Consider the following 18447-nt stretch of genomic DNA (forward strand, 5'->3'; position numbering starts at 1 on the left):
GTGAGGTGGGGCGGCTCGGTTTCCGTGCGGTGGGATAGGGGCTGCTGGGGTTCTGCGTGGCGAGGTGGGACGGTTGGGTTTCTGCGTGCCGAAACCCGTTGGGGCCACCGGGTTTGCCCGCGGCGAGGTTGGGATGGCTAGGTTTGCGCGCGGTGGGATGGGGCGACTGGGATTCCGCGTAGCGAGGTAGGACGGTTAGGGCTCCGTGTGCCAAAAAACCTTGGGGCAGTTGAGTTCCCGCGCAGCAGCGTAGAAGCGACCGGCCGGATCAGACGCTGGCTGCGGCGTGTTTTCCGGTCGAGAGTTCGCGGCCGTTGCTGATCAGCTGTTCCGCGATCTCGTCGATCGAAGCCGTGAAATCGCGGTCCTTCGTCTCGTCCAGGTCGGCCAGTGACTCCAGCAGCCACACGCGCCAAGCGGTGACCAGGCGGGCGAACGTTTCCGTGCCGAGGCCGGAAAACCGGAAGTGCCCGTCGGCCTCGACGAGGTAGCCTGCGTCGACCAGTTGCCGCGCCGTGGGTTCGAAAATGCCCGCCGGAACTTCCGTCTGCTCGGCGAATTCCTGCAACGTCGCCGAGCCGTCGTCGACGCTGTTGCGGTACACCTGAACCAGCAGCCAGCCCTGCGCGTGCGTCAGCGGCACGCCGGAGCGCGCGAGGATGGCCGGGCCCGGGTCGGTCTTGCGCCTGCGCCACATGGTGGCGACCACTTTTTCCAGCTCCTGCCTCGAATCCCCGGATCCGGGCTCCGAAAACCCGGTGCTGGTCGCCGCCACGGCCTTTGTGGAATCGCGAAGCGGGACCTGCTTGAGGAACAGCGCCACCACGAACGACAAGAGGCCGATCGGCACCGCGGCGAGGAACATCGTGTGGAAGGCGTCCACATAGGACTCGACAGTCGGCGCGGCGGGCAGTTCGTTGTTGAAGATCGTGCCGAAAACCGCCACCCCGAAGGAACTTCCCAGCGTGCGCAGGAAACTCACGCCGGACGTGGCGACGCCGAGATCCTCGTACTCGGCGGTGTTCTGCACGACGATCGTCGGGACCTGCATACAGCAGCCGAGCCCGAGGCCGAGCACGATCATGTACCCCGAGGTGACCCAGAAACTCGTGTGCACGTCCAGCAGGGACAACAAGTACAGGCCCAGCGCCAGCACCAGCGAGCCCGCGACCGGAAACACCTTGTACCGCCCCGTGTGGCTGATCACGACGCCGCTCAGCAGCGCGGTGATCATCAAGCCCACCACGAGCGGCAGCATGCGCAGCCCGGACTCCGTCGCCGTCGCGCCTTGAACGCGTTGCAGGAACGTCGGCAGATACGTGATCCCGCCGAGCATCGCGAACCCGACGACGAAACTCAGGATGCCCGCGACGCTGAACACCCGGCTCCGGAACAGCCGCATCGGCAGCATCGGCTCCGCCGCGCGCTGCTCCACCAGCACGAACAGGGCCAGCAGCACCACGGAGCCGATCGCCATCCCGATGATCGTCGGCGAAGCCCACGGGTACTCCGTGCCGCCCCAGCTCGTGACCAGCGTCAGCCCGGTGGAAGCCAATGCGATCAGGAGAATCCCGAGGTAGTCGATCCGCGGCCGGGCCGTGCTCTTGACCGTCGGCAGCGCCGCCGCGGCGATCACGATGACCAGCACGCCGAGCGGGATGTTCACGTAGAAGGCCCACCGCCAGCTCAGGTGGTCCACGAACAGCCCGCCCAGCAACGGTCCCACCACGGTGGCCACGCCGAACATCGCGCCGATCGCACCCTGGTACTTCCCGCGCTCGCGCAACGGCACGACGTCGGCGATGACCGCGGAGGACGTGACCATCAGCCCGCCGCCACCGAGCCCCTGCACCGCGCGGAACGCGATCAGCCAGACCATCGAGTCGGCCCAGCCGGAGAAGAACGAGCCGATCAGGAACAGCACGACGCTCGCGAGGAACGCCTTCTTGCGGCCGAACAGGTCACCGAACTTGCCGATCAGCACCGTCATGATCGTTTCGGCCAGCAGGTACGCCGTGACGACCCACGACAGGTGGTTCGCCCCGCCCAGATCCGTGACGATCGTCGGGAGCGCGGTGGAGACGATCGTCTGGTCGAGCGCCGCCAGCAGCATCCCGAGCATGATCGCGGCGACGATGGTGTTCTGCCTCTTCCTGCTGGTCACAGGCGGAAGGCTAACGGCGGCGGTGCCGAACCGGAGTGTTCCTCACCCGATGGTGGGCGAAGCTTTGTCGTGTTCGTCACCCATGCCCTTCGACAGCGGCCCTCGGAGGCTGTCCCCCTTGCCATTACGCTGGTGAAGACCGTGACGGAGTGCGAGAGGGCAGGGAACGTGTCGGTTCAGGGAGGCGCCATCGAGGACCTGCGCGCGAGCGTGGGCTTGAGGATCGCCGATGAGCAACTGCTGCGCACGCTGGCTGCCGGCCTTGCCGAAGTGGAGAACCTGCTGCGGGAGACCGCGCGCAGCGAGGTCAAAACGGTGCAGGACGCCGCGTCCCACCTGGTCGAGGCGGGTGGCAAACGCTTCCGGCCGATGTTCACGCTGCTCGCGGCCGAGTTCGGCAAGGGCAACCACGAGGACGTGGTGACGGCGGCCGCCGCCGTCGAGCTGGTGCACCTGGCGACGCTGTACCACGACGACGTGATGGACGAGGCGACGATGCGGCGCGGCGCGCAGAGCGTCAACGCCCGCTGGGACAACACGGTCGCCATCCTGACCGGCGACTTCCTGTTCGCGCACGCGTCGAGGCTGGTCTCCAAGCTGGGCACGGACGCGGCGCGGATCATCGCGGAGACGTTCGGCGAGCTGGTCACGGGGCAGATGCGGGAGACTGTGGGCCCGGACGCCGGCGAGGACCCGGTGGACCACTACCTCACCGTCATCGGGCAGAAGACCGGCTCGCTGATCGCGACCTGCGGCCGGTTCGGCGGGATGGTCTCCGGCGCCGAACCCGAGCACATCGAGGCGCTGCGCCGGTTCGGCGACATCATCGGCACCGCCTTCCAGATCTCCGACGACATCATCGACATCTCCTCGCCTTCGCACGAGTCCGGCAAGACGCCGGGCACTGACCTGCGTGAAGGCGTGAGCACCCTGCCGATGCTGTACGCATTGGCTGACCCGGCCACCGACCCGCGCCTGGTCGAGCTGCTCAGCGGCCCGATCGCGGAGGACGAGCGGGTCGAGGAGGCGCTCGGGCTGCTGCGTGCGTCGAGCGGCCTCGACCAGGCTATGGCCACTCTGTCGGACTACGCTCAACGCGCGAGGGCCGAGTTGACGGCGTTACCCGCTTCGGTGGCACGGGACGCCTGCGAGTCGGTCGCGGACTACCTCGTCGCGCGGACGCGCTGATCTTCTCGCGCCGCGTCATGGGCGGGCCGTTGTGTTGTCACTGAGGGTGGGACCGCAGCGGGAGGAAAGGAAGGGCAGCACGGATGTCCATCTTCGGGCAGGTGTGGCTGTGGAGTGTCGCGGCGTTCGTCATCGGCGTGCTGCTGACCTGGTTGTTGCTGGTCCGGCCGGCACAGGCGAGAAACCGCGCGCTGGAGCGGAGATTGCAGGCCGCGCAGGCGTCCGCGGCGCAGGAAAGGGCCCAGGACAGGGCTCCGGTGCAGCCGACGCGCACCTTCGACCGGGAACCTGAAGCGCCGCAACCGCAGGCGCGGAGCTTCGTGTCCGAACCGGACCCGATGCCTGCCGCGGTGGAGCCGGAACCCGCGGCACCGGAACCGAACTGGTACGACCGCGACAGCTTCGGTGACCGCGCCGAACACGCCGAGACTTCGCTGTTCGAGCCTTCCGGCGCGGCGGAGCACGGACAGTCCACTCCGGAAACGTACGAGCCCGCCGCCGAAAGCACGTTCCGACCCTCCACGGAGGACAGTTACGAGCAGCCGTCGCTGCGGAGCACGCTGGAGCCGGAGGAGAACGACGCCGAGCGCACCTCGATCTTCACCGCGTTCGACAAGGCCGAGCCGGAGCGCGGTTCGCTGTTCGATCCGTCGGGCACGCCGGAGCAGCAGGCCTTCGAGTCCTTTTCGGACCAATCGGGCACCCACGGTTCGCTGGCGGGACACGATCTGTCCACTGAGGACGAGCCGGACCTTCCTCCCGTGGTCGAGGAGGAATCGGCGGCCGAGACCACGCAGGTGCTGCCCAAGCGCCAGCCGAGGTCGACGCCGCGAGGTGGTTTTGAAGCGCCGCAACCGATCCAGCCGTCGATGCGGCCGATCGAACGCCGTGAGCCCGCCGTGGACGAAGGTGGCCGTAGCGGTTCGCTGTTCGAGCCCGTGGTGCGGCCTAACGCGGCCGCGCACGCGGCGCCCGAGCCGGCGCCCTCGCCTCCGCCCGCTCGCGCGCACAGCTCCGAAAGCGCTGTCCCGTCCGGGCCGTTCGGGCCGGGTTCGGCCATGCCGCGGCCCGGCGGTGGCCGGCCCGCCGACGACTTCGAGGTCAAGGCGAGTGTGACGGCGCTGCGGTACTGCACCGAGGAGTCCCCGCAGTTCCCGCGCATGGTGGCCGAGGTGTGGTTCCGCACTGCCGCCGACGCCGAGCGCGTCGGATTCCGGCCGCTGGACTAGGAAAACGCTGGACCAGGAAACGAAAAATGGGCCCGCCGCGCGGCGGGCCCATTTTCGTGTGTTCGTCAGGCGATGACGGTCCAGGTGTCCTTGCCGGTGAGCAGGGACTGCAGGTCCGGCTTGTGCTGGGTGCGGGCGTCTTCCACCTGCGCGCGGGCCTGGTCGTCATACGTGGGCCGTTGGACCTGCCGGAAGATGCCGGTCGGGGTGTGGTTGAGGTGCTGATCCCCGATGCGGGACAACGCGAACGCGTAGGCGGTGTCCTCGATCGTGGGGTCGTGCACGACGAGGTTCTCTTCGCCGATCTCGGCCACCTTGCCGACCTCGAACCCGCCCCAGCCGGTGCTGGTGACCCCGAACTCCTGCTCGGGCCCGAAGCGGATCGGCTGGCCCGCCTTGAGCGGGATCAGCCGGGTGGCGGCTTCGTCCTTGTCCTTCAGCACGTCGAACGCGCCGTCGTTGAAGATCGGGCAGTTCTGGTAGATCTCCACGACCGCGGAGCCGCGGTGCTGCGCGGCGGCGGTGAGCACCTCGGTGAGCCCGGCCTTGTCGGAGTCGAGCGCGCGGCCGACGAAACTGGCTTCCGCGCCCAGCGCCAGCGAGATCGGGTTGAACGGCGTGTCCACCGAGCCCATCGGGGTGGACTTGGTGACCTTGCCCGGTTCGGAGGTCGGCGAGTACTGGCCCTTGGTCAGCCCGTAGATCCGGTTGTTGAACAGCAGGATCTTCAGGTTCACGTTGCGGCGCAGCGCGTGGATGAGGTGGTTGCCGCCGATGGACAGCGCGTCGCCGTCACCGGTGACGACCCACACGCTCAGGTCCGGGCGGGTGGTGGCGAGCCCGGTCGCGATCGCCGGCGCGCGGCCGTGGATCGAGTGCATGCCGTAGGTGTTGAGGTAGTACGGGAACCGTGACGAGCAGCCGATGCCGGAGATGAAGACGATGTTCTCCCGCTTCAGCCCGAGCGTCGGCAGGAACGACTGCACGGTGTTGAGCACGACGTAGTCGCCGCAGCCGGGACACCAGCGGACTTCCTGGTCGGACTTGTACTCCTTGGCCTTCTGCGGCTCGTCCGCAGTGGGGACCAGGTCCAGCCCCCCGACGGCGGGCAAACCGATGTCGATGGCGGTCATGCCGCTTCGACCCCCTTGATGATGTCGGTGAACACGTGCTGGAGCTCCTCGGCCTTGAACGGCAGGCCGGCCACCTTGGTGTAGGACTGGACGTCGACGAGGTACCTGGCGCGCAGCAGCAGCGCCAGCTGGCCCAGGTTCATTTCGGGGACGACGACCTTGTCGTAGGAGGCCAGTACCGCGCCGAGGTTCGCCGGGAACGGGTTGAGGTTGCGCAGATGTGCCTGCGCGATGGGCATTCCGTCCTTGCGGACGCGGCGGCAGGCCGCGCCGATCGGGCCGAAGCTGGAACCCCAGCCCAGCGCGAGCACCCGCGCTTTGCCGCCCGACGGGTCGTCCACCACGAGGTCCGGCACCGCGATGTTGTCGATCTTGCGCTGCCGCAGCCGGACCATGTGGTCGTGGTTGTCCGGGTCGTAGGAGATGTTGCCCTTGCCGTCGGCCTTCTCCAGCCCGCCGATGCGGTGCTGCAGACCGGCCGTACCCGGGACCGCCCATTCGCGGGCGAGGGTTTCCGGGTCACGGACGTAGGGCCAGAACTCGCCGGAGCCGTCGGTCGCGTTCGGCTCGGTGGCGAACGTGACCGACAGGTCCGGCAGGCTGGACACGTCGGGGATCAGCCACGGCTCGGAGCCGTTCGCGTTCGCCCCGTCGGACAGGATCAGCACCGGGGTGCGGTACTTCAGCGCGATCTCGGTGGCCTGGATCGCCGCGTCGAAGCAGTCCGCGGGGGACTGCGGTGCGATCACCGGCACCGGGGATTCGCTGTTGCGGCCGTACATCGCCTGCAGCAGGTCGGCCTGTTCGGTCTTGGTCGGCAGCCCGGTGGACGGGCCACCGCGCTGCACGTCGATCACGATCAGCGGTAGCTCCAGCATCACGCCGAGGCCGATGGTCTCCGACTTCAGCGCGATACCCGGGCCCGAGGTGGAGGTGACACCGAGCGCGCCGCCGTAGGAGGCGCCGAGCGCGGCGCCGATCCCGGCGATCTCGTCCTCCGCCTGGAACGTGACGATGTTGAAGTTCTTGTACTTGGACAGCTCGTGCAGGATGTCCGACGCCGGGGTGATCGGGTACGTGCCCAGCAGCACCTGCAGCCCGGACTGCTGCCCGGCCGCGACGATCCCGTACGCCAGCGCCGTGTTCCCGGTGATCTGGCGGTAGGTGCCCGGCGACAGCTTCGCCGGGGCCACCTCGAAGGTGGTCACGAACGATTCCGTCGTCTCGCCGTAGTTCCAGCCCGCGCGGAAGGCCAGGATGTTCGCCTCGGCGATGTCCGGCTTCTTCGCGAACTTCTCCCGCAGGAACTGTTCGGTGCCTTCGGTCGGCCGGTGGTACATCCAGGACAGCAGCCCGAGCGCGAACATGTTCTTGCACCGCTCGGCGTCCTTCTTGCCGAGACCGGTGTCCGCCAGCGCACCCTGGGTGAGCGTGGACATGGCGACGTGGTGCACCTGGAAGGCCGACAGCGTGTCGTCCTCCAGCGGGTTGGCGTCGTAGCCGACCTTGGTCAGGTTGCGCTTGGTGAACTCGTCGGTGTTGACGATCAGCGTGCCCTGGCGCGGCAGATCGGCCAGGTTCGCCTTCAGCGCCGCGGGGTTCATCGCGACCAGCACGTCGGGGCGGTCGCCGGGAGTCAGGATGTCGTAGTCGGCGAAATGCACCTGGAACGACGAGACACCCGGGATGGTGCCCTGCGGGGCACGGATTTCGGCGGGGTAGTTGGGCAGTGTGGCCAGGTCGTTGCCGAACGCGGCCGCCTCGGAGGTGAACCGGTCACCGGTCAGCTGCATACCGTCGCCGGAGTCACCGGCGAAGCGGATGACCACCCGGTCCAGCTTCGAGATCTCTGTCGGCCGCGTGGGCGACAGCGCGCCGTTGCCGTTGGCACTCGTGCTCATAGGTCAGGGGATCCCTCTCTCCCGGGCGTGTCTCCTTCGACACCCGACGCCGGGCGCACTTCCGCCGATACCTCTACCTTACTTTGCATTTTCGGCAGCCGACTCGGGGTGTGATCCGGCTTACCTGCTACTCCAGGGTAACAGTTACTTTCTGCTCCTGATCGCGGCCTGCATGGCCTGCAACCGGGTCTCGAACTCGGTGGAGTTCAACGACTCCAGCTGCGGGCGGATCTCAGTCTGCACGGCGTCCTCGTGTTCGGGAAGAGCCAAGGTCAGGCGCATGGACCGCTTGGTCGAGACAACCACGTCGCGGGGTGCCTCCGCCGCCGGGGCGGCGAGTTCCAGCGCGGCTTGCAGTAACTCTTCGTGGTTCCCATCGACTGTCCGCATGGTGAGACCGGCATGTTCAGCCGCCGCGGCGTCGAGCGACTGGCCGAACAGGGTCATCGCGCGTGCCCGCTGTACGCCGACCGCACGCTGCAACATCCACGTCATGCCACCACCCGGGTGCAATCCGAGTTCGAGGAACCGCGGGATGAACTTCGCGCGGGGCCCGGCCAGCCGGACATCGGCGGCCAGCGCGAGGTTCAGACCTGCGCCCACCGCAGCGCCGCCGACCGCCGCGATGGTCGGCAGCTTGCAGCGCGCCAGCGCGAGGAAACCGCCGTACACCTTGCGAAGCCCTTCCTCCTGCGCTTCGCCGAGCGCGCTGAGGTCGGCACCGGCGCAGAACGCTGGCGGGGTGCCGGTGACGATCACCGCGTGCACGCCCGAGTCCTGCTCGGCGTCGGTGATCGCCGCGGCGAGCTCGGTGGAAAGCGGGATGGTCAGCGAGTTTCGCCTGCCGGGCGCGTCGACCGTGATGACGGCGACCTTGCCCGTCCGTTCGGCCAGAATCCGTTCGGTCATGCCGACCATCATGGCGCGGGCGGTCGTTCGAGCAGCCGGGAGAGTACGACTGTGGACACCGTGCGGTCGATGATCTCCAGCCCGCGCAGCCGTTCCAGCGCCGTCTCCAGCTGATGGATGTCTCCGGCGCGCAGGTGCACGATCGCGTCCGCCGCGCCGGTCACCGTGTAGGCGGCGACCACCTCGGGCAAGGGTTCCAGCCTGCTCCGGATGCGGGACGGGGAGATGTTGCCGCGGCAGTGCACCTCGACGAACGCCTCGGTGCCCCAGCCCAGCGCCTCCGGATCGACGACCGCGGTGAACCCGCGCAGCACACCCGTTTCGAGCAGCCTGTCCACGCGGCGCTTCACCGCGGGCGCTGACAGGCCGACCACTTTGCCCACCTCGGCGTAGCTTGCCCGCGCGTTCTGCACGAGGCACGAAACGATTCGCTGGTCTATCGGGTTCACACGCAATGTTTAGCAGGTATCCGCGCAGCGAAGCGTGATTGATTGTCCCTGAATCGAGTCATACCTTGGAAACATGACACCACGGGTGCCGCTGACCCGCCGCTACCTCATGTGCCCGCCCCGCTACTTCGCGGTCGAGTACGCGATCAACCCGTGGATGGACCCGAACGAGCCGGCCGATGCGGGGCGCGCGATGGCGCAGTGGACCGCGTTGCGCGACATCTACCGCGAACTCGGTCACACGGTCGAAGAGATCGAGCCACGCCGGGGGCTGCCGGACATGGTGTTCGCGGCGAACTCCGGCACGGTGATCGACGGCCGCGTGCTGGGCGCCCGGTTCCGCGCGCCGCAGCGGGCGCCCGAGGCCGAGCACTACCGCCGCTGGTTCGTCGAGCACGGCTACCGCGACGTACTCATGCCCGCGCGGATCAACGAAGCCGAGGGCGACTTCGCGTGGACAGGCCGGATGTTGCTCGCGGGCACGGGTTTCCGCACCGACCCCGAGGCGCACGCGGAGGCGCAGGAAGCGCTCGGCGTGCCGGTGTTGTCACTCCGTTTGGTCGACCCGCGCTACTATCACCTCGACACGGCGTTGTTCGTGCTGAGCGAGGCCACGGACGCGGCGCCCGCGCACATCGCGTACTACCCCGAGGCGTTTTCCCCTGGCTCCCAACGGGTTCTGGCTCGCACGTTTCCCGACGCCGTGCGCGCCACCGCCACCGACGCCGCTTGTTTCGGGTTGAACGGCGTCTCCGATGGGCGCAACGTGGTGTTGCCGCTGGAGGCGACGGAACTGGCCGCCCGCTTGGCGGCGTGCGGTTACGAGCCGGTGCGGACCGACATCAGTGAGTTGCGCAAGGCAGGCGGCGGCCCCAAGTGCTGCACACTGGAGATCCGCAAGTAACACTGGAGATCCGCAAGTAACCGGTACTGTCGGGGTGAAAATTTCCCTCCTGGCACAAGCATTTCCGGCCAACCGGCGGCCGAGGTCTCATTTCGAAATCGGTGCTGATCGCCGACAGCCCGCTTGTAACAAGACTCCCGCAAGGCCCGAATCAGGGGTGTACGCACGCCGCGTCCCGCGAGCCAGGGGAGCCAACTCAGATGACCAAGTGCCGACTCTGCGGTTCGACGAACATGGAGAGCGTCGTCGATCTCGGTGCCACGCCACCCTGTGAACGGTTCCTCACCGCGGCGCAGCTGGACGAACCGGAAATGACCTACCCGCTGCACCTGAAGGTGTGCACGGATTGCTGGCTCGCGCAGATCCCGCCGTTGATCACGCCGGAGGAGACATTCACCGAATACGCCTATTTCTCTTCGTATTCGGCTTCCTGGGTCGCGCACGCCGGTGAGTTCGTCGCCGGTGCGGTCGAGCGGGCAGGCCTCGGCGCGGATTCGTTCGTGGTCGAGGTGGCCAGCAACGACGGTTACCTGCTCAAACACGTGGTGGACCGGGAAATCCGCTGCCTCGGCATCGAGCCATCGGTGAACGTCGGGCAGGCCGCCCGCGACGCCGGGGTGCCCACGCTCACCGCTTTCCTCGGCCCGGAAACGGGCGCCGCGGTGCGCGAAGAACACGGGCCCGCCGATCTTGTCGCCGCCAACAACGTCTACGCGCACATTCCCGACATCGTCGGTTTCACCGAAGGGCTGCGCGCGCTCGTCGCCGACGACGGCTGGGTTTCGATCGAGGTCCAGCATCTGCTCACGCTGATCCGGAAGATCCAGTACGACACCATCTACCACGAGCATTTCCAGTACTACACGGTGGAATCGGCGCGGCGCGCGCTGGCGAGCGGTGGTCTGTCCCTTGTGGACGTCGAGCTGCTGCCGACGCACGGCGGCTCGATCCGGCTCTGGGCGCGTCCCGAAGCGGTCGCCGGCCCGCCGAGCCAGCGCGTGTTGGACGTGCTCGCCGAGGAGAAGGCGGCCGGACTGCACGAGCTGTCCGGCTACACCGAGTTCGCCGCGCAGGTCGCCCACGTGCGCCTCGACCTGCTGCGGTTTCTCACCGACGCCGCCGCGCAGGGCAAGACGGTGGTGGGCTATGGCGCGCCGGGCAAGGGAAACACCCTGCTCAACCACTGCGGTATCCGGCCGGATCTGCTGGCCTACACCGTGGACCGCAACCCCTACAAGCACGGCCGGTTCACCCCCGGCACGAGAATCCCCGTCCTGCCGCCGGAGCGCATCGCCGAGGACCGGCCGGACTACGTCCTGATCCTGCCCTGGAACCTGCGGGCAGAGCTGACCGAGCAACTGTCCTATGTGGAGGAATGGGGCGGCAGGCTGGTCTTCCCCATCCCGAGTCTGGAAATCGTCGAGGTGAAGTCGTGAAGGTCGTCCTGTTCTGCGGGGGATACGGAATGCGGATGCGCAGTGGCACCGCCTCCGACGTCCCCAAGCCGATGGCGATGGTCGGGCCGAGACCGCTGATCTGGCACGTGATGCGCTACTACGCGCATTTCGGCCACACGGAGTTCATCCTGTGCCTCGGGTACGGCGCGCACCACATCAAGGAGTTCTTCCTCAACTACGAGGAGACCACGTCCAACGATTTCGTGCTCCGCGACGGCAAGGCGGAGCTGCTGTCCACCGACATCTCCGACTGGTCGATCTCGTTCCTGCAGACCGGGATCGAGTCGCCGATCGGGGAGCGGCTGCGCCGCGTGCGCGAGCACCTGGACGGGGACGAGATGTTCCTGGCGAACTACGCCGACGTGCTCACCGACGCGCCGCTGCCGGAGATGATCGAGCGGTTCGCTGCCTCCGACGCGGGCGCGTCGATGATGGTCGTGCCGCCCCAGTCGTCGTTCCACTGCGTGGAGATGGACGAGGGCGGGATGGTCGGTTCGATCACCGCGGTCAGCGAGATGCCGTTGTGGGAGAACGGCGGGTACTTCGTGCTGCGGCAGGAGGTGTTCGACCACATCCCGGAGAACGGGGACCTGGTCGCCGACGGCTGCGCCGAGCTCGCCAAACGCGGCAGGCTGCTGGCGTACCCGTACCGCGGGTTCTGGAAGCCGACGGACACGGTGAAGGAACGCGCGGCGCTGGACGAGGGCTACACCAAGGGCGAACGGCCCTGGGCGCTGTGGGAGCACGCACGCGCCGCGGCGAGAATCGCGTGATCCGGCTCCCGGCCGGCCCGCTCGACCGGGTGGTGGTGCTCGGCGCGCACTGCGACGACATCGCTATCGGCGCGGGCGGCACACTGCTCTCGATCTGCTCGGGCCGGCCGGGGCTGCGGGTGGACGCGCTGGTGCTTTCGGGCGGCGGCAGTGAACGCGAGGACGAGGAACGAGCCGCGCTCGCCGCCTTCTGCCCTGGCGCGGAGGTCGACGTCACGGTGCTGAAGCTGCCGGACGGGAGGCTGCCCGCGCACTGGGACGAGGCGAAGAACGCGCTGGAGGAGCTGCGCGCCCGCACTGACCCGCAGCTCGTGCTGGCGCCGCGCATCGACGACGCGCACCAGGACCACCGCGGGCTGGCGAAGCTGGTGCCGACCGCCTTCCGTGACCACCTCGTGCTGGGGTACGAGATCGTGAAATGGGACGCCGACCTCGGCAGGCCGAACGTGTACCAGCCGCTGGCTCCGGCGCTCGCCGAGAAAAAAGTGGTTCTGCTGCAACAACACTACGCCTCGCAGCGACATCGTTCATGGTACGACCGCGAAGCTTTCCTCGGCCTGGCAAGGATCCGCGGGATCGAATGCGCCTCCCGGTACGCGGAAGCCTTCTACGTCACCAAGCTGACTCTAGCCCTGGAGGGGTGAATCATGCGGGTACTGCTGACCGGGCACCAGGGTTACCTCGGCACCGTGATGGCGCCGGTGCTGGCGGAAGCGGGCCACGAGGTCGTGGGCCTCGACTCCGGCCTGTTCGAGAGCTGTGTGCTCGGCCCGATGCCGGCGGACGCGCCGGGATACACCGTCGACCTGCGGGACATCACGCACAAGCAGGTGTCCGATGTGGACGCGGTGATCCACCTCGCGGCGCTGTCGAACGACCCGCTCGGGGCGCTCGACCCGGAGCTGACCTACGACATCAACCACCGCGCCGCGGTCCGGCTGGCGAGGCTGGCGCGTGACGCCGGGGTCAAGCGCTTCCTCTACGCCTCAACGTGTTCGGTCTACGGGGCTTCCGGTGGTGACGGCCTGGTAAACGAGGACGCGCCGCTGCGCCCGGTGACGCCGTACGCGGAGTCGAAGGTGCTCGTCGAGGACGCCGTGCACGAGCTGGCGGACAGCGACTTCACCCCGGTGTACCTGCGCAACGCCACGGCTTTCGGGTTCTCGCCGCGGCTGCGGGCGGACATCGTGCTGAACAACCTGGTCGGGCACGCCGTGCTGTCGGGCGAGGTGCGGGTGCTCTCCGACGGCACGCCGTGGCGGCCGCTGGTGCACGCGAAGGACATCGCCCGTGCGTTCGCCGCCGCGCTCGTCGCGCCGAAGGAAGTGGTGCACGACAAGGCGTTCAACATCGGCACCGAGGCCAACAACGTGACGGTCGCGGAGATCGCGAAGGAAGTGGCCGAGGCGGTGCCGGGTTCGCGGCTCGTGATCACCGGTGAAGCGGGGGCGGACCCGCGCTCGTACCGCGTCGACTTCTCACGGTTCCGCGAGGCGATCCCGGGCTTCGACTGCGAATGGCTGGTGAAGGACGGGGCGGTGGAGCTCGTCGAGGCGTACCAGCGGCACAAGCTGACCACCGAGACCTTCGAGCGCCGGTTCACCAGGCTGGCCTGGCTCAAGGACCGGCTGGGTGCCGAGGCCGTCGACGAGACCCTGCGGTTCCGATGACCGGCACCGACATGCACGGCCTCGTCCGCAGGCTGTACCCGTTGTGCCGCAGCATCACCGGGGACGGCGTGCGGCGGACGCTGGAGATCATCTCCGAGTACGTCCCGCTGGACACCTATGAGGTGCCCACGGGCACGGAGGTGTTCGACTGGACGGTGCCCCGCGAGTGGAACATCCGGGACGCCTTCATCGCCGACGCCACGGGCCGGCGGGTGGTGGACTTCCAGGAGTCGAACCTGCACGTGGTCAGCTACAGCGCGCCGGTTTCGGCCACGATGACGCTGGACGAACTCCGGCCGCATCTGCACACGCTGCCCGAGCAGCCGTCGCTCGTGCCGTATCGCACCAGCTACTACCAGGAGAACTGGGGTTTCTGCCTCGCGCAGGAAACGCTGGACGCGATGGCCGACGGCGAGTACGAGGTGCGCATCGACTCCACTTTGGACGAAGGCGCCCTCACGTACGCGGAGCACGTGGTGCCGGGGCAGGTCTCGGAAGAGGTGATCGTCTCCTGCCACACCTGCCACCCGTCGCTGGCCAACGACAACCTGGCCGGGATAGCTGTGGCGGTCGCGCTCGCGCAGTCCCTGGACAACCCGTGGTACACCTACCGGTTCCTGTTCATGCCGGGCACCATCGGCGCGATCACCTGGCTCGCCCGCAACGCCGATCGCGTCGGGAAGGTCAAGCACGGGCTGGTGCTGGCCTGCGCGGGCGACTCCGGGCACCTGACGTACAAGAAGAGCCGGCGCGGGAACGCCGAGATCGACCGTGTGCTCGCGTACGTGCTGCGGGACCGTGAGCACGAGATCGTCGAGTTCTCGCCGTACGGCTACGACGAGCGCCAGTTCTGCTCGCCCGGCTTCAACCTCGGGGTCGGTTCGCTGTCCCGCACCCCGTACGCGCGCTATCCCGAGTACCACACCTCCGGCGACAATCCGGAGTTCGTGCTGCCGGAGAAGCTGGCCGACACGCTTTCCGTGTGCCAGCAGGCGTTTTCCGTGCTGGACCGGGATCGCCGCTTCGTCAACCTGAGCCCGTACGGCGAACCGCAGCTGGGCAAGCGCGGGCTCTACGACTCCCTCGGTGGCCGCAGCGACGCCAAACAAGCCCAGCTGGCGATGTTGTGGGTGCTCAACCTGTCCGACGGCGAACACAGCCTGCTGGACATCGCCGAAAGATCCGGAATTCCCTTCGACACCGTTGCCGGCGCCGCCAGTGCCCTGCACGACGCTCAGCTGATCAAGGAGTGAGGGATGGCCCAGGTCACCGGAGGACGGCATCGCGCCGCGCGCTCGAAGACGATGCGCGCGATGGCGGGGCGGATCAGCTGGGGCCTCGGTGACCAGGCCGTTTCCAGCCTCACCAACTTCGCCGTCGGGCTGTACGTGGCGCGCTCCCTCGGCGCCACGGCGTTCGGCGTGTTCAGCCTCGCCTGGGTCACCTACGGCGTGATCATCAACATCTCGCGCGGGCTCGCCACCGATCCGCTGATGGTCCGGTTCAGCGGGGTCACCACGGATGTCTGGCGGATCGCGACGGCGCGCGCGGCGGGCACGGCGCTGGCTGTCGGCGTCGGCACCGGGGTCTTGTGCGTACTGGTGGGGCTCGGCATCGGCGGCCAGGTCGGGCTCGCGTTCGTGGGCCTCGGGATCGTGCTGCCGGGGCTGTTGCTGCAGGACGCCTGGCGGTTCGGGTTCTTCGCGGCGGGGCAGGGGCGCAAGTCGTTCGTCAACGACGTGGTGTGGGGCGTCGCGCTCGCACCGGCGATGCTGTTCGCGGCGAAGCACGGCAGTGTGCTCGGGTTCGTGCTGGGCTGGGGACTTTCCGGTGCGGTCGCGGCGGGGTACGGCTGCTTCCAGATCGGCCTGCTGCCGAAGCCTTCGGCGATCGGCGGCTGGCTGCGGGAACAGCGTGACCTCGGCTTCCGGTACCTGGTCGAGAACGTCAGCAACAGCGGCGCTTCGCAGCTGCGGGCGTACGGGCTTGGCGCGATCGCCGGACTCGCGGCGGTCGGCACGGTGCGTGGCGCGGAACTGCTGATGGGCCCGTTCCAGGCCGTGCTGATGGGTCTTTCGCTCGTGACCGTCGCGGAGGCGGCTCGCGTGCTTCGCCGTGCGCCGCACCGGTTGCCGCTGTTCTGCGTGCTGCTGGGCGGCGGGCAGGCCGCCGCCGCGTTGTTGTGGGGCCTGTTCCTGTTGTTCCTGCTGCCGACCACGGTCGGCGTCCACATGCTCGGTTCGGTGTGGCCCACGGCGTCCGCGCTGATCCTGCCCGCGACGATTTCCGTGATGGGCGCGAGCTTCTCCACCGGCGCGGCCTCCGGGTTGCGGGCGCTGGGGATGGCCAAGCGAAGCCTGCGTTCGCAGGTGATCGCCTCCGTTTTCTACGTCACCGGCGGGCTGGTCGGCGCGTTCGTCGGCGGGGCGGTCGGTTCGGCATGGGGAGTCGCCGGTGCGACCGTCACCGGCTCCGCGATCTGGTGGTTCCAGTTGCGCGCGGGCCTGCGCGCGCACGCCCGCGAGGAAGAAGTGAGGACTTCATGACGACCGCACCGCGGCTGAGCCTCGGCCTTCCGGTCTACAACGGCGAGGAGTACCTCGCGGAGTCGCTGGACGCCCTGCTCGGCCAGAGTTTCGAGGACTACGAGCTGATCATCACCGACAACGCGTCCACCGACGCCACGGAGGAGATCTGCCGCACCTACCTCGCCAAGGATTCGCGCGTCCGCTACCTGCGCCTCGCGAAGAACATCGGCGCGGCGGGCAACCACAACTACGTGTTCTCCGAGGCCCGCGGTGAACTGTTCAAATGGGCCTCGCACGACGACCTGTACGGCCGTGACCTGTTGCTGCGCTGCGTCGAGGCGCTGGACGAGCGGCCGGACGTGATCCTGGCGCACTGCCACAACGCGATCATCGACGGCGAAGGCACCGTGACGCACCCGTTCGACTACCGGCTCGCGACGGACTCGCCGCGGGCGCCGGTGCGGTTCCGGAGCCTGCTGTTCGAGCCGGGCGGCGACGACTTCTACGGCGTGATGCGCACCGAAATGCTGCGCAAGGTCAAGCCGCACGACAGCTATCACCACGCGGACCGGACGTTCGTCGCGGAGATCGCCTTGCACGGGCCCTTCCACCAAGTGCCCGAGCTCCTCTTCTTCCGCCGCGACCACCCCGGCCGCGCGGAGCGCGCGAACCCGACCAAACGCACGCGCTGCGCGAACCTGGATCCCAAGCGCGCCAACAAGTATCTGCATCCGACGGCCCGGCTGCTCGCCGAGTACGTGTGGGGGTTCGTCAGCGCGATCCGGCGCGTGCCGCTGTCCGCGGCGGACAGGCTCGAGTGCTACCGCTACCTGGCCGAATGGGCGACCAGCAGGGCGCGGTCGGGCTCCGACGAGCGGTTCGAGGACCAGGTTTCCACTGCTTTCGAACCGTTCTCGATCGACGAACTGGTGCCAGGGCGTGAAGGGAGAGTGCGGTGAGCCCTCGGCTGCGGATCGGGTTGTTCGGGCTGCTCGGCTCGGGCAACCTCGGCAACGACGGGTCGCTGGAGGCGGTGCTGCGCTTCCTGCGGGCGGAGCACCCGGACGCCGAGCTGAGCGCGTTGTGCGGAGGGCCGGACCTGGTGTCGGCGCGGTACGGCATCACGACGAAGGCCCTGCACTGGTACGGCGGCGAGTACCGCACGGCGTCGGGCGTGCGCGCCATCGCGTTCAAGGCGCTCGGGAAGCTCGTCGACGTCTTCCGCACGTACTCGTGGGTCCGCCGCCAGGACGTGGTGATCGTGCCAGGCATGGGTGTGCTGGAAGCGACGCTTCCGTTGCGGCCGTGGGGTTTCCCGTACTCGCTGTTCCTGCTGTGCGCGGCCGGGCGGCTGACCGGCACGAAGGTGGCGCTGGTGAGCGTCGGCGCGAATGTGATCAGTGACCGCGCCACCCGGACGTTGGTGCGGTGGTCCGCGCGGATGGCGTCCTACCGCTCGTACCGGGACATGATCTCCCGCGACGCGATGACGGCGATGGGCGTGGACACGAGCGGCGACGAGGTGTACCCCGACCTCGCGTTCGCCCTGCCGACGCCGGCTGCCGCGCCGTCCGAGGGCGCCGTGGGCGTCGGTGTGATGGCGTTCCGCGGCGGCAACGAGGAGCGCGATCGGGCAGCGGAGATCTACCGGTCCTATGTAGACGGTATGAAGGCCTTCGTCGGCAGGCTGGTGGAGCTAGGGCGCCCGGTCCGGCTGTTCCACGGCGACCAGGTGGACACTCCGGTGCTCGACGAGATCATCGCGGAGTACGGGGAGGAGCGCGTGTCCGCCGCCTCGCTGTCCTCTTTGGACAACCTGATGCAGGAGATGGGGCACGTCGACACCGTGGTGGCCACCCGGTTCCACAACGTGTTGTGCGCCTTGAAGGTCTGCCGCCCGACGTTGTCGGTCGGGTACGCCGAGAAGAACGAAGTGCTGATGGCGGAGATGGGCCTCGGCGCGTTCTGCCACCCTGCGCGCGCCGTCGACCCGGACAGGCTCTTTGCGCAGTTCACGGAGCTGGAACGGCGTTCGGCCGAACTGCGGGAGACGCTCGCGGAGCGCAACGCGGCGAACACGCAACGGCTCAAGCACCAGTTCGCGGCGCTGTCCGCGACCTTCCCCGGCGGGAGGCGATGACC

The 18447-nt window shown here is 68.4% G+C and carries 16 protein-coding genes; 11 read left to right on the top strand and 5 right to left on the bottom strand.

The genetic code is table 11. From position 1 onward, the window contains the following. Positions 1-268: 268 nt before the first annotated feature. Positions 269-2122, bottom strand: coding sequence for an MDR family MFS transporter (locus FPZ12_RS39610; protein WP_166463063.1), 1854 nt, complete (start codon positions 2120-2122; stop codon positions 269-271). Between the two features lie 210 nt (positions 2123-2332). Here FPZ12_RS39610 and FPZ12_RS39615 point away from each other — a divergent pair, with 210 nt between their 5' ends. Continuing rightward, positions 2333-3352, top strand: coding sequence for a polyprenyl synthetase family protein (locus tag FPZ12_RS39615; protein WP_166463062.1), 1020 nt, complete (start codon positions 2333-2335; stop codon positions 3350-3352). An 83-nt stretch (positions 3353-3435) separates the two neighbouring features. Further along, a complete protein-coding gene (locus FPZ12_RS39620; protein WP_144756157.1) occupies positions 3436-4581 on the top strand; it encodes a sunset domain-containing protein in 1146 nt (381 codons plus the stop codon). Between the two features lie 65 nt (positions 4582-4646). On the opposite strand, the gene FPZ12_RS39625 is transcribed toward FPZ12_RS39620, so the two are convergent. From FPZ12_RS39625 to FPZ12_RS39640, 4 genes are all read right to left on the bottom strand, one after another. Next, complete coding sequence (locus FPZ12_RS39625; RefSeq protein ID WP_144756160.1) at positions 4647-5714, bottom strand: 2-oxoacid:ferredoxin oxidoreductase subunit beta; 1068 nt, start codon at positions 5712-5714, stop codon at positions 4647-4649. Next, complete coding sequence (locus tag FPZ12_RS39630; RefSeq protein WP_144756163.1) at positions 5711-7615, bottom strand: 2-oxoacid:acceptor oxidoreductase subunit alpha; 1905 nt, start codon at positions 7613-7615, stop codon at positions 5711-5713. Before FPZ12_RS39630 ends, FPZ12_RS39625 begins: the two co-directional genes overlap by 4 nt. A 144-nt stretch (positions 7616-7759) precedes the next feature. Next, on the bottom strand, positions 7760-8524 hold the full coding sequence (locus tag FPZ12_RS39635; protein WP_144756165.1) for an enoyl-CoA hydratase: 765 nt from the start codon (positions 8522-8524) through the stop codon (positions 7760-7762). Between the two features lie 8 nt (positions 8525-8532). Then, a complete protein-coding gene (locus FPZ12_RS39640; RefSeq protein WP_144756168.1) occupies positions 8533-8973 on the bottom strand; it encodes an Lrp/AsnC family transcriptional regulator in 441 nt (146 codons plus the stop codon). 73 nt (positions 8974-9046) lie between these two features. Here FPZ12_RS39640 and ddaH point away from each other — a divergent pair, with 73 nt between their 5' ends. The 9 genes from ddaH (at position 9047) to FPZ12_RS39685 (ending at position 18445) form a co-directional block, all read left to right on the top strand. Further along, positions 9047-9877: a dimethylargininase gene (ddaH, locus tag FPZ12_RS39645; protein ID WP_243770267.1), complete on the top strand. Its 831-nt coding sequence runs from the start codon at positions 9047-9049 to the stop codon at positions 9875-9877. Positions 9878-10077: 200 nt separating this feature from the next. After that, a complete protein-coding gene (locus FPZ12_RS39650; protein WP_144756171.1) occupies positions 10078-11313 on the top strand; it encodes a class I SAM-dependent methyltransferase in 1236 nt (411 codons plus the stop codon). Then, positions 11310-12107, top strand: a complete 798-nt coding sequence (locus FPZ12_RS39655; protein ID WP_144756174.1) for a sugar phosphate nucleotidyltransferase — start codon at positions 11310-11312, stop codon at positions 12105-12107. Before FPZ12_RS39650 ends, FPZ12_RS39655 begins: the two co-directional genes overlap by 4 nt. Beyond that, entirely contained in the window at positions 12104-12751 is a 648-nt protein-coding gene (locus FPZ12_RS39660) for a PIG-L deacetylase family protein (protein ID WP_144756177.1), read from the top strand. The genes FPZ12_RS39655 and FPZ12_RS39660 overlap by 4 nt, the downstream gene beginning before the upstream one ends. A gap of 3 nt (positions 12752-12754) precedes the next feature. Then, on the top strand, positions 12755-13777 hold the full coding sequence (locus FPZ12_RS39665) for an NAD-dependent epimerase/dehydratase family protein (RefSeq protein WP_144756180.1): 1023 nt from the start codon (positions 12755-12757) through the stop codon (positions 13775-13777). Further along, positions 13774-15030, top strand: coding sequence for a DUF4910 domain-containing protein (locus FPZ12_RS39670; protein ID WP_144756183.1), 1257 nt, complete (start codon positions 13774-13776; stop codon positions 15028-15030). Before FPZ12_RS39665 ends, FPZ12_RS39670 begins: the two co-directional genes overlap by 4 nt. 3 nt (positions 15031-15033) lie before the next feature. Continuing rightward, on the top strand, positions 15034-16323 hold the full coding sequence (locus FPZ12_RS39675) for an MATE family efflux transporter (RefSeq protein WP_208026168.1): 1290 nt from the start codon (positions 15034-15036) through the stop codon (positions 16321-16323). Beyond that, positions 16320-17264, top strand: a complete 945-nt coding sequence (locus FPZ12_RS39680) for a glycosyltransferase family 2 protein (protein WP_144756186.1) — start codon at positions 16320-16322, stop codon at positions 17262-17264. Before FPZ12_RS39675 ends, FPZ12_RS39680 begins: the two co-directional genes overlap by 4 nt. Then, positions 17261-18445, top strand: coding sequence for a polysaccharide pyruvyl transferase family protein (locus FPZ12_RS39685; RefSeq protein WP_144756189.1), 1185 nt, complete (start codon positions 17261-17263; stop codon positions 18443-18445). Before FPZ12_RS39680 ends, FPZ12_RS39685 begins: the two co-directional genes overlap by 4 nt. The last annotated feature ends 2 nt before the right edge of the window (positions 18446-18447 follow it).

Source organism: Amycolatopsis acidicola, assembly GCF_007713735.2.
In the GTDB taxonomy this organism is placed as follows: domain Bacteria; phylum Actinomycetota; class Actinomycetes; order Mycobacteriales; family Pseudonocardiaceae; genus Amycolatopsis_E; species Amycolatopsis_E acidicola.

Bases quoted from the DNA above. Each gene is read 5' to 3' on its own strand.
- FPZ12_RS39610 (WP_166463063.1), bottom strand. From the start codon at position 2,122: ATGCTCGGGATGCTGCTGGCGGCGCTCGACCAGACGATCGTCTCCACC.
- FPZ12_RS39620 (WP_144756157.1), top strand. From the start codon at position 3,436: ATGTCCATCTTCGGGCAGGTGTGGCTGTGGAGTGTCGCGGCGTTCGTC.
- FPZ12_RS39625 (WP_144756160.1), bottom strand. From the start codon at position 5,714: ATGACCGCCATCGACATCGGTTTGCCCGCCGTCGGGGGGCTGGACCTG.
- FPZ12_RS39630 (WP_144756163.1), bottom strand. From the start codon at position 7,615: ATGAGCACGAGTGCCAACGGCAACGGCGCGCTGTCGCCCACGCGGCCG.
- FPZ12_RS39635 (WP_144756165.1), bottom strand. From the start codon at position 8,524: ATGACCGAACGGATTCTGGCCGAACGGACGGGCAAGGTCGCCGTCATC.
- ddaH (WP_243770267.1), top strand. From the start codon at position 9,047: ATGACACCACGGGTGCCGCTGACCCGCCGCTACCTCATGTGCCCGCCC.
- FPZ12_RS39650 (WP_144756171.1), top strand. From the start codon at position 10,078: ATGACCAAGTGCCGACTCTGCGGTTCGACGAACATGGAGAGCGTCGTC.
- FPZ12_RS39665 (WP_144756180.1), top strand. From the start codon at position 12,755: ATGCGGGTACTGCTGACCGGGCACCAGGGTTACCTCGGCACCGTGATG.
- FPZ12_RS39670 (WP_144756183.1), top strand. From the start codon at position 13,774: ATGACCGGCACCGACATGCACGGCCTCGTCCGCAGGCTGTACCCGTTG.
- FPZ12_RS39675 (WP_208026168.1), top strand. From the start codon at position 15,034: ATGGCCCAGGTCACCGGAGGACGGCATCGCGCCGCGCGCTCGAAGACG.
- FPZ12_RS39680 (WP_144756186.1), top strand. From the start codon at position 16,320: ATGACGACCGCACCGCGGCTGAGCCTCGGCCTTCCGGTCTACAACGGC.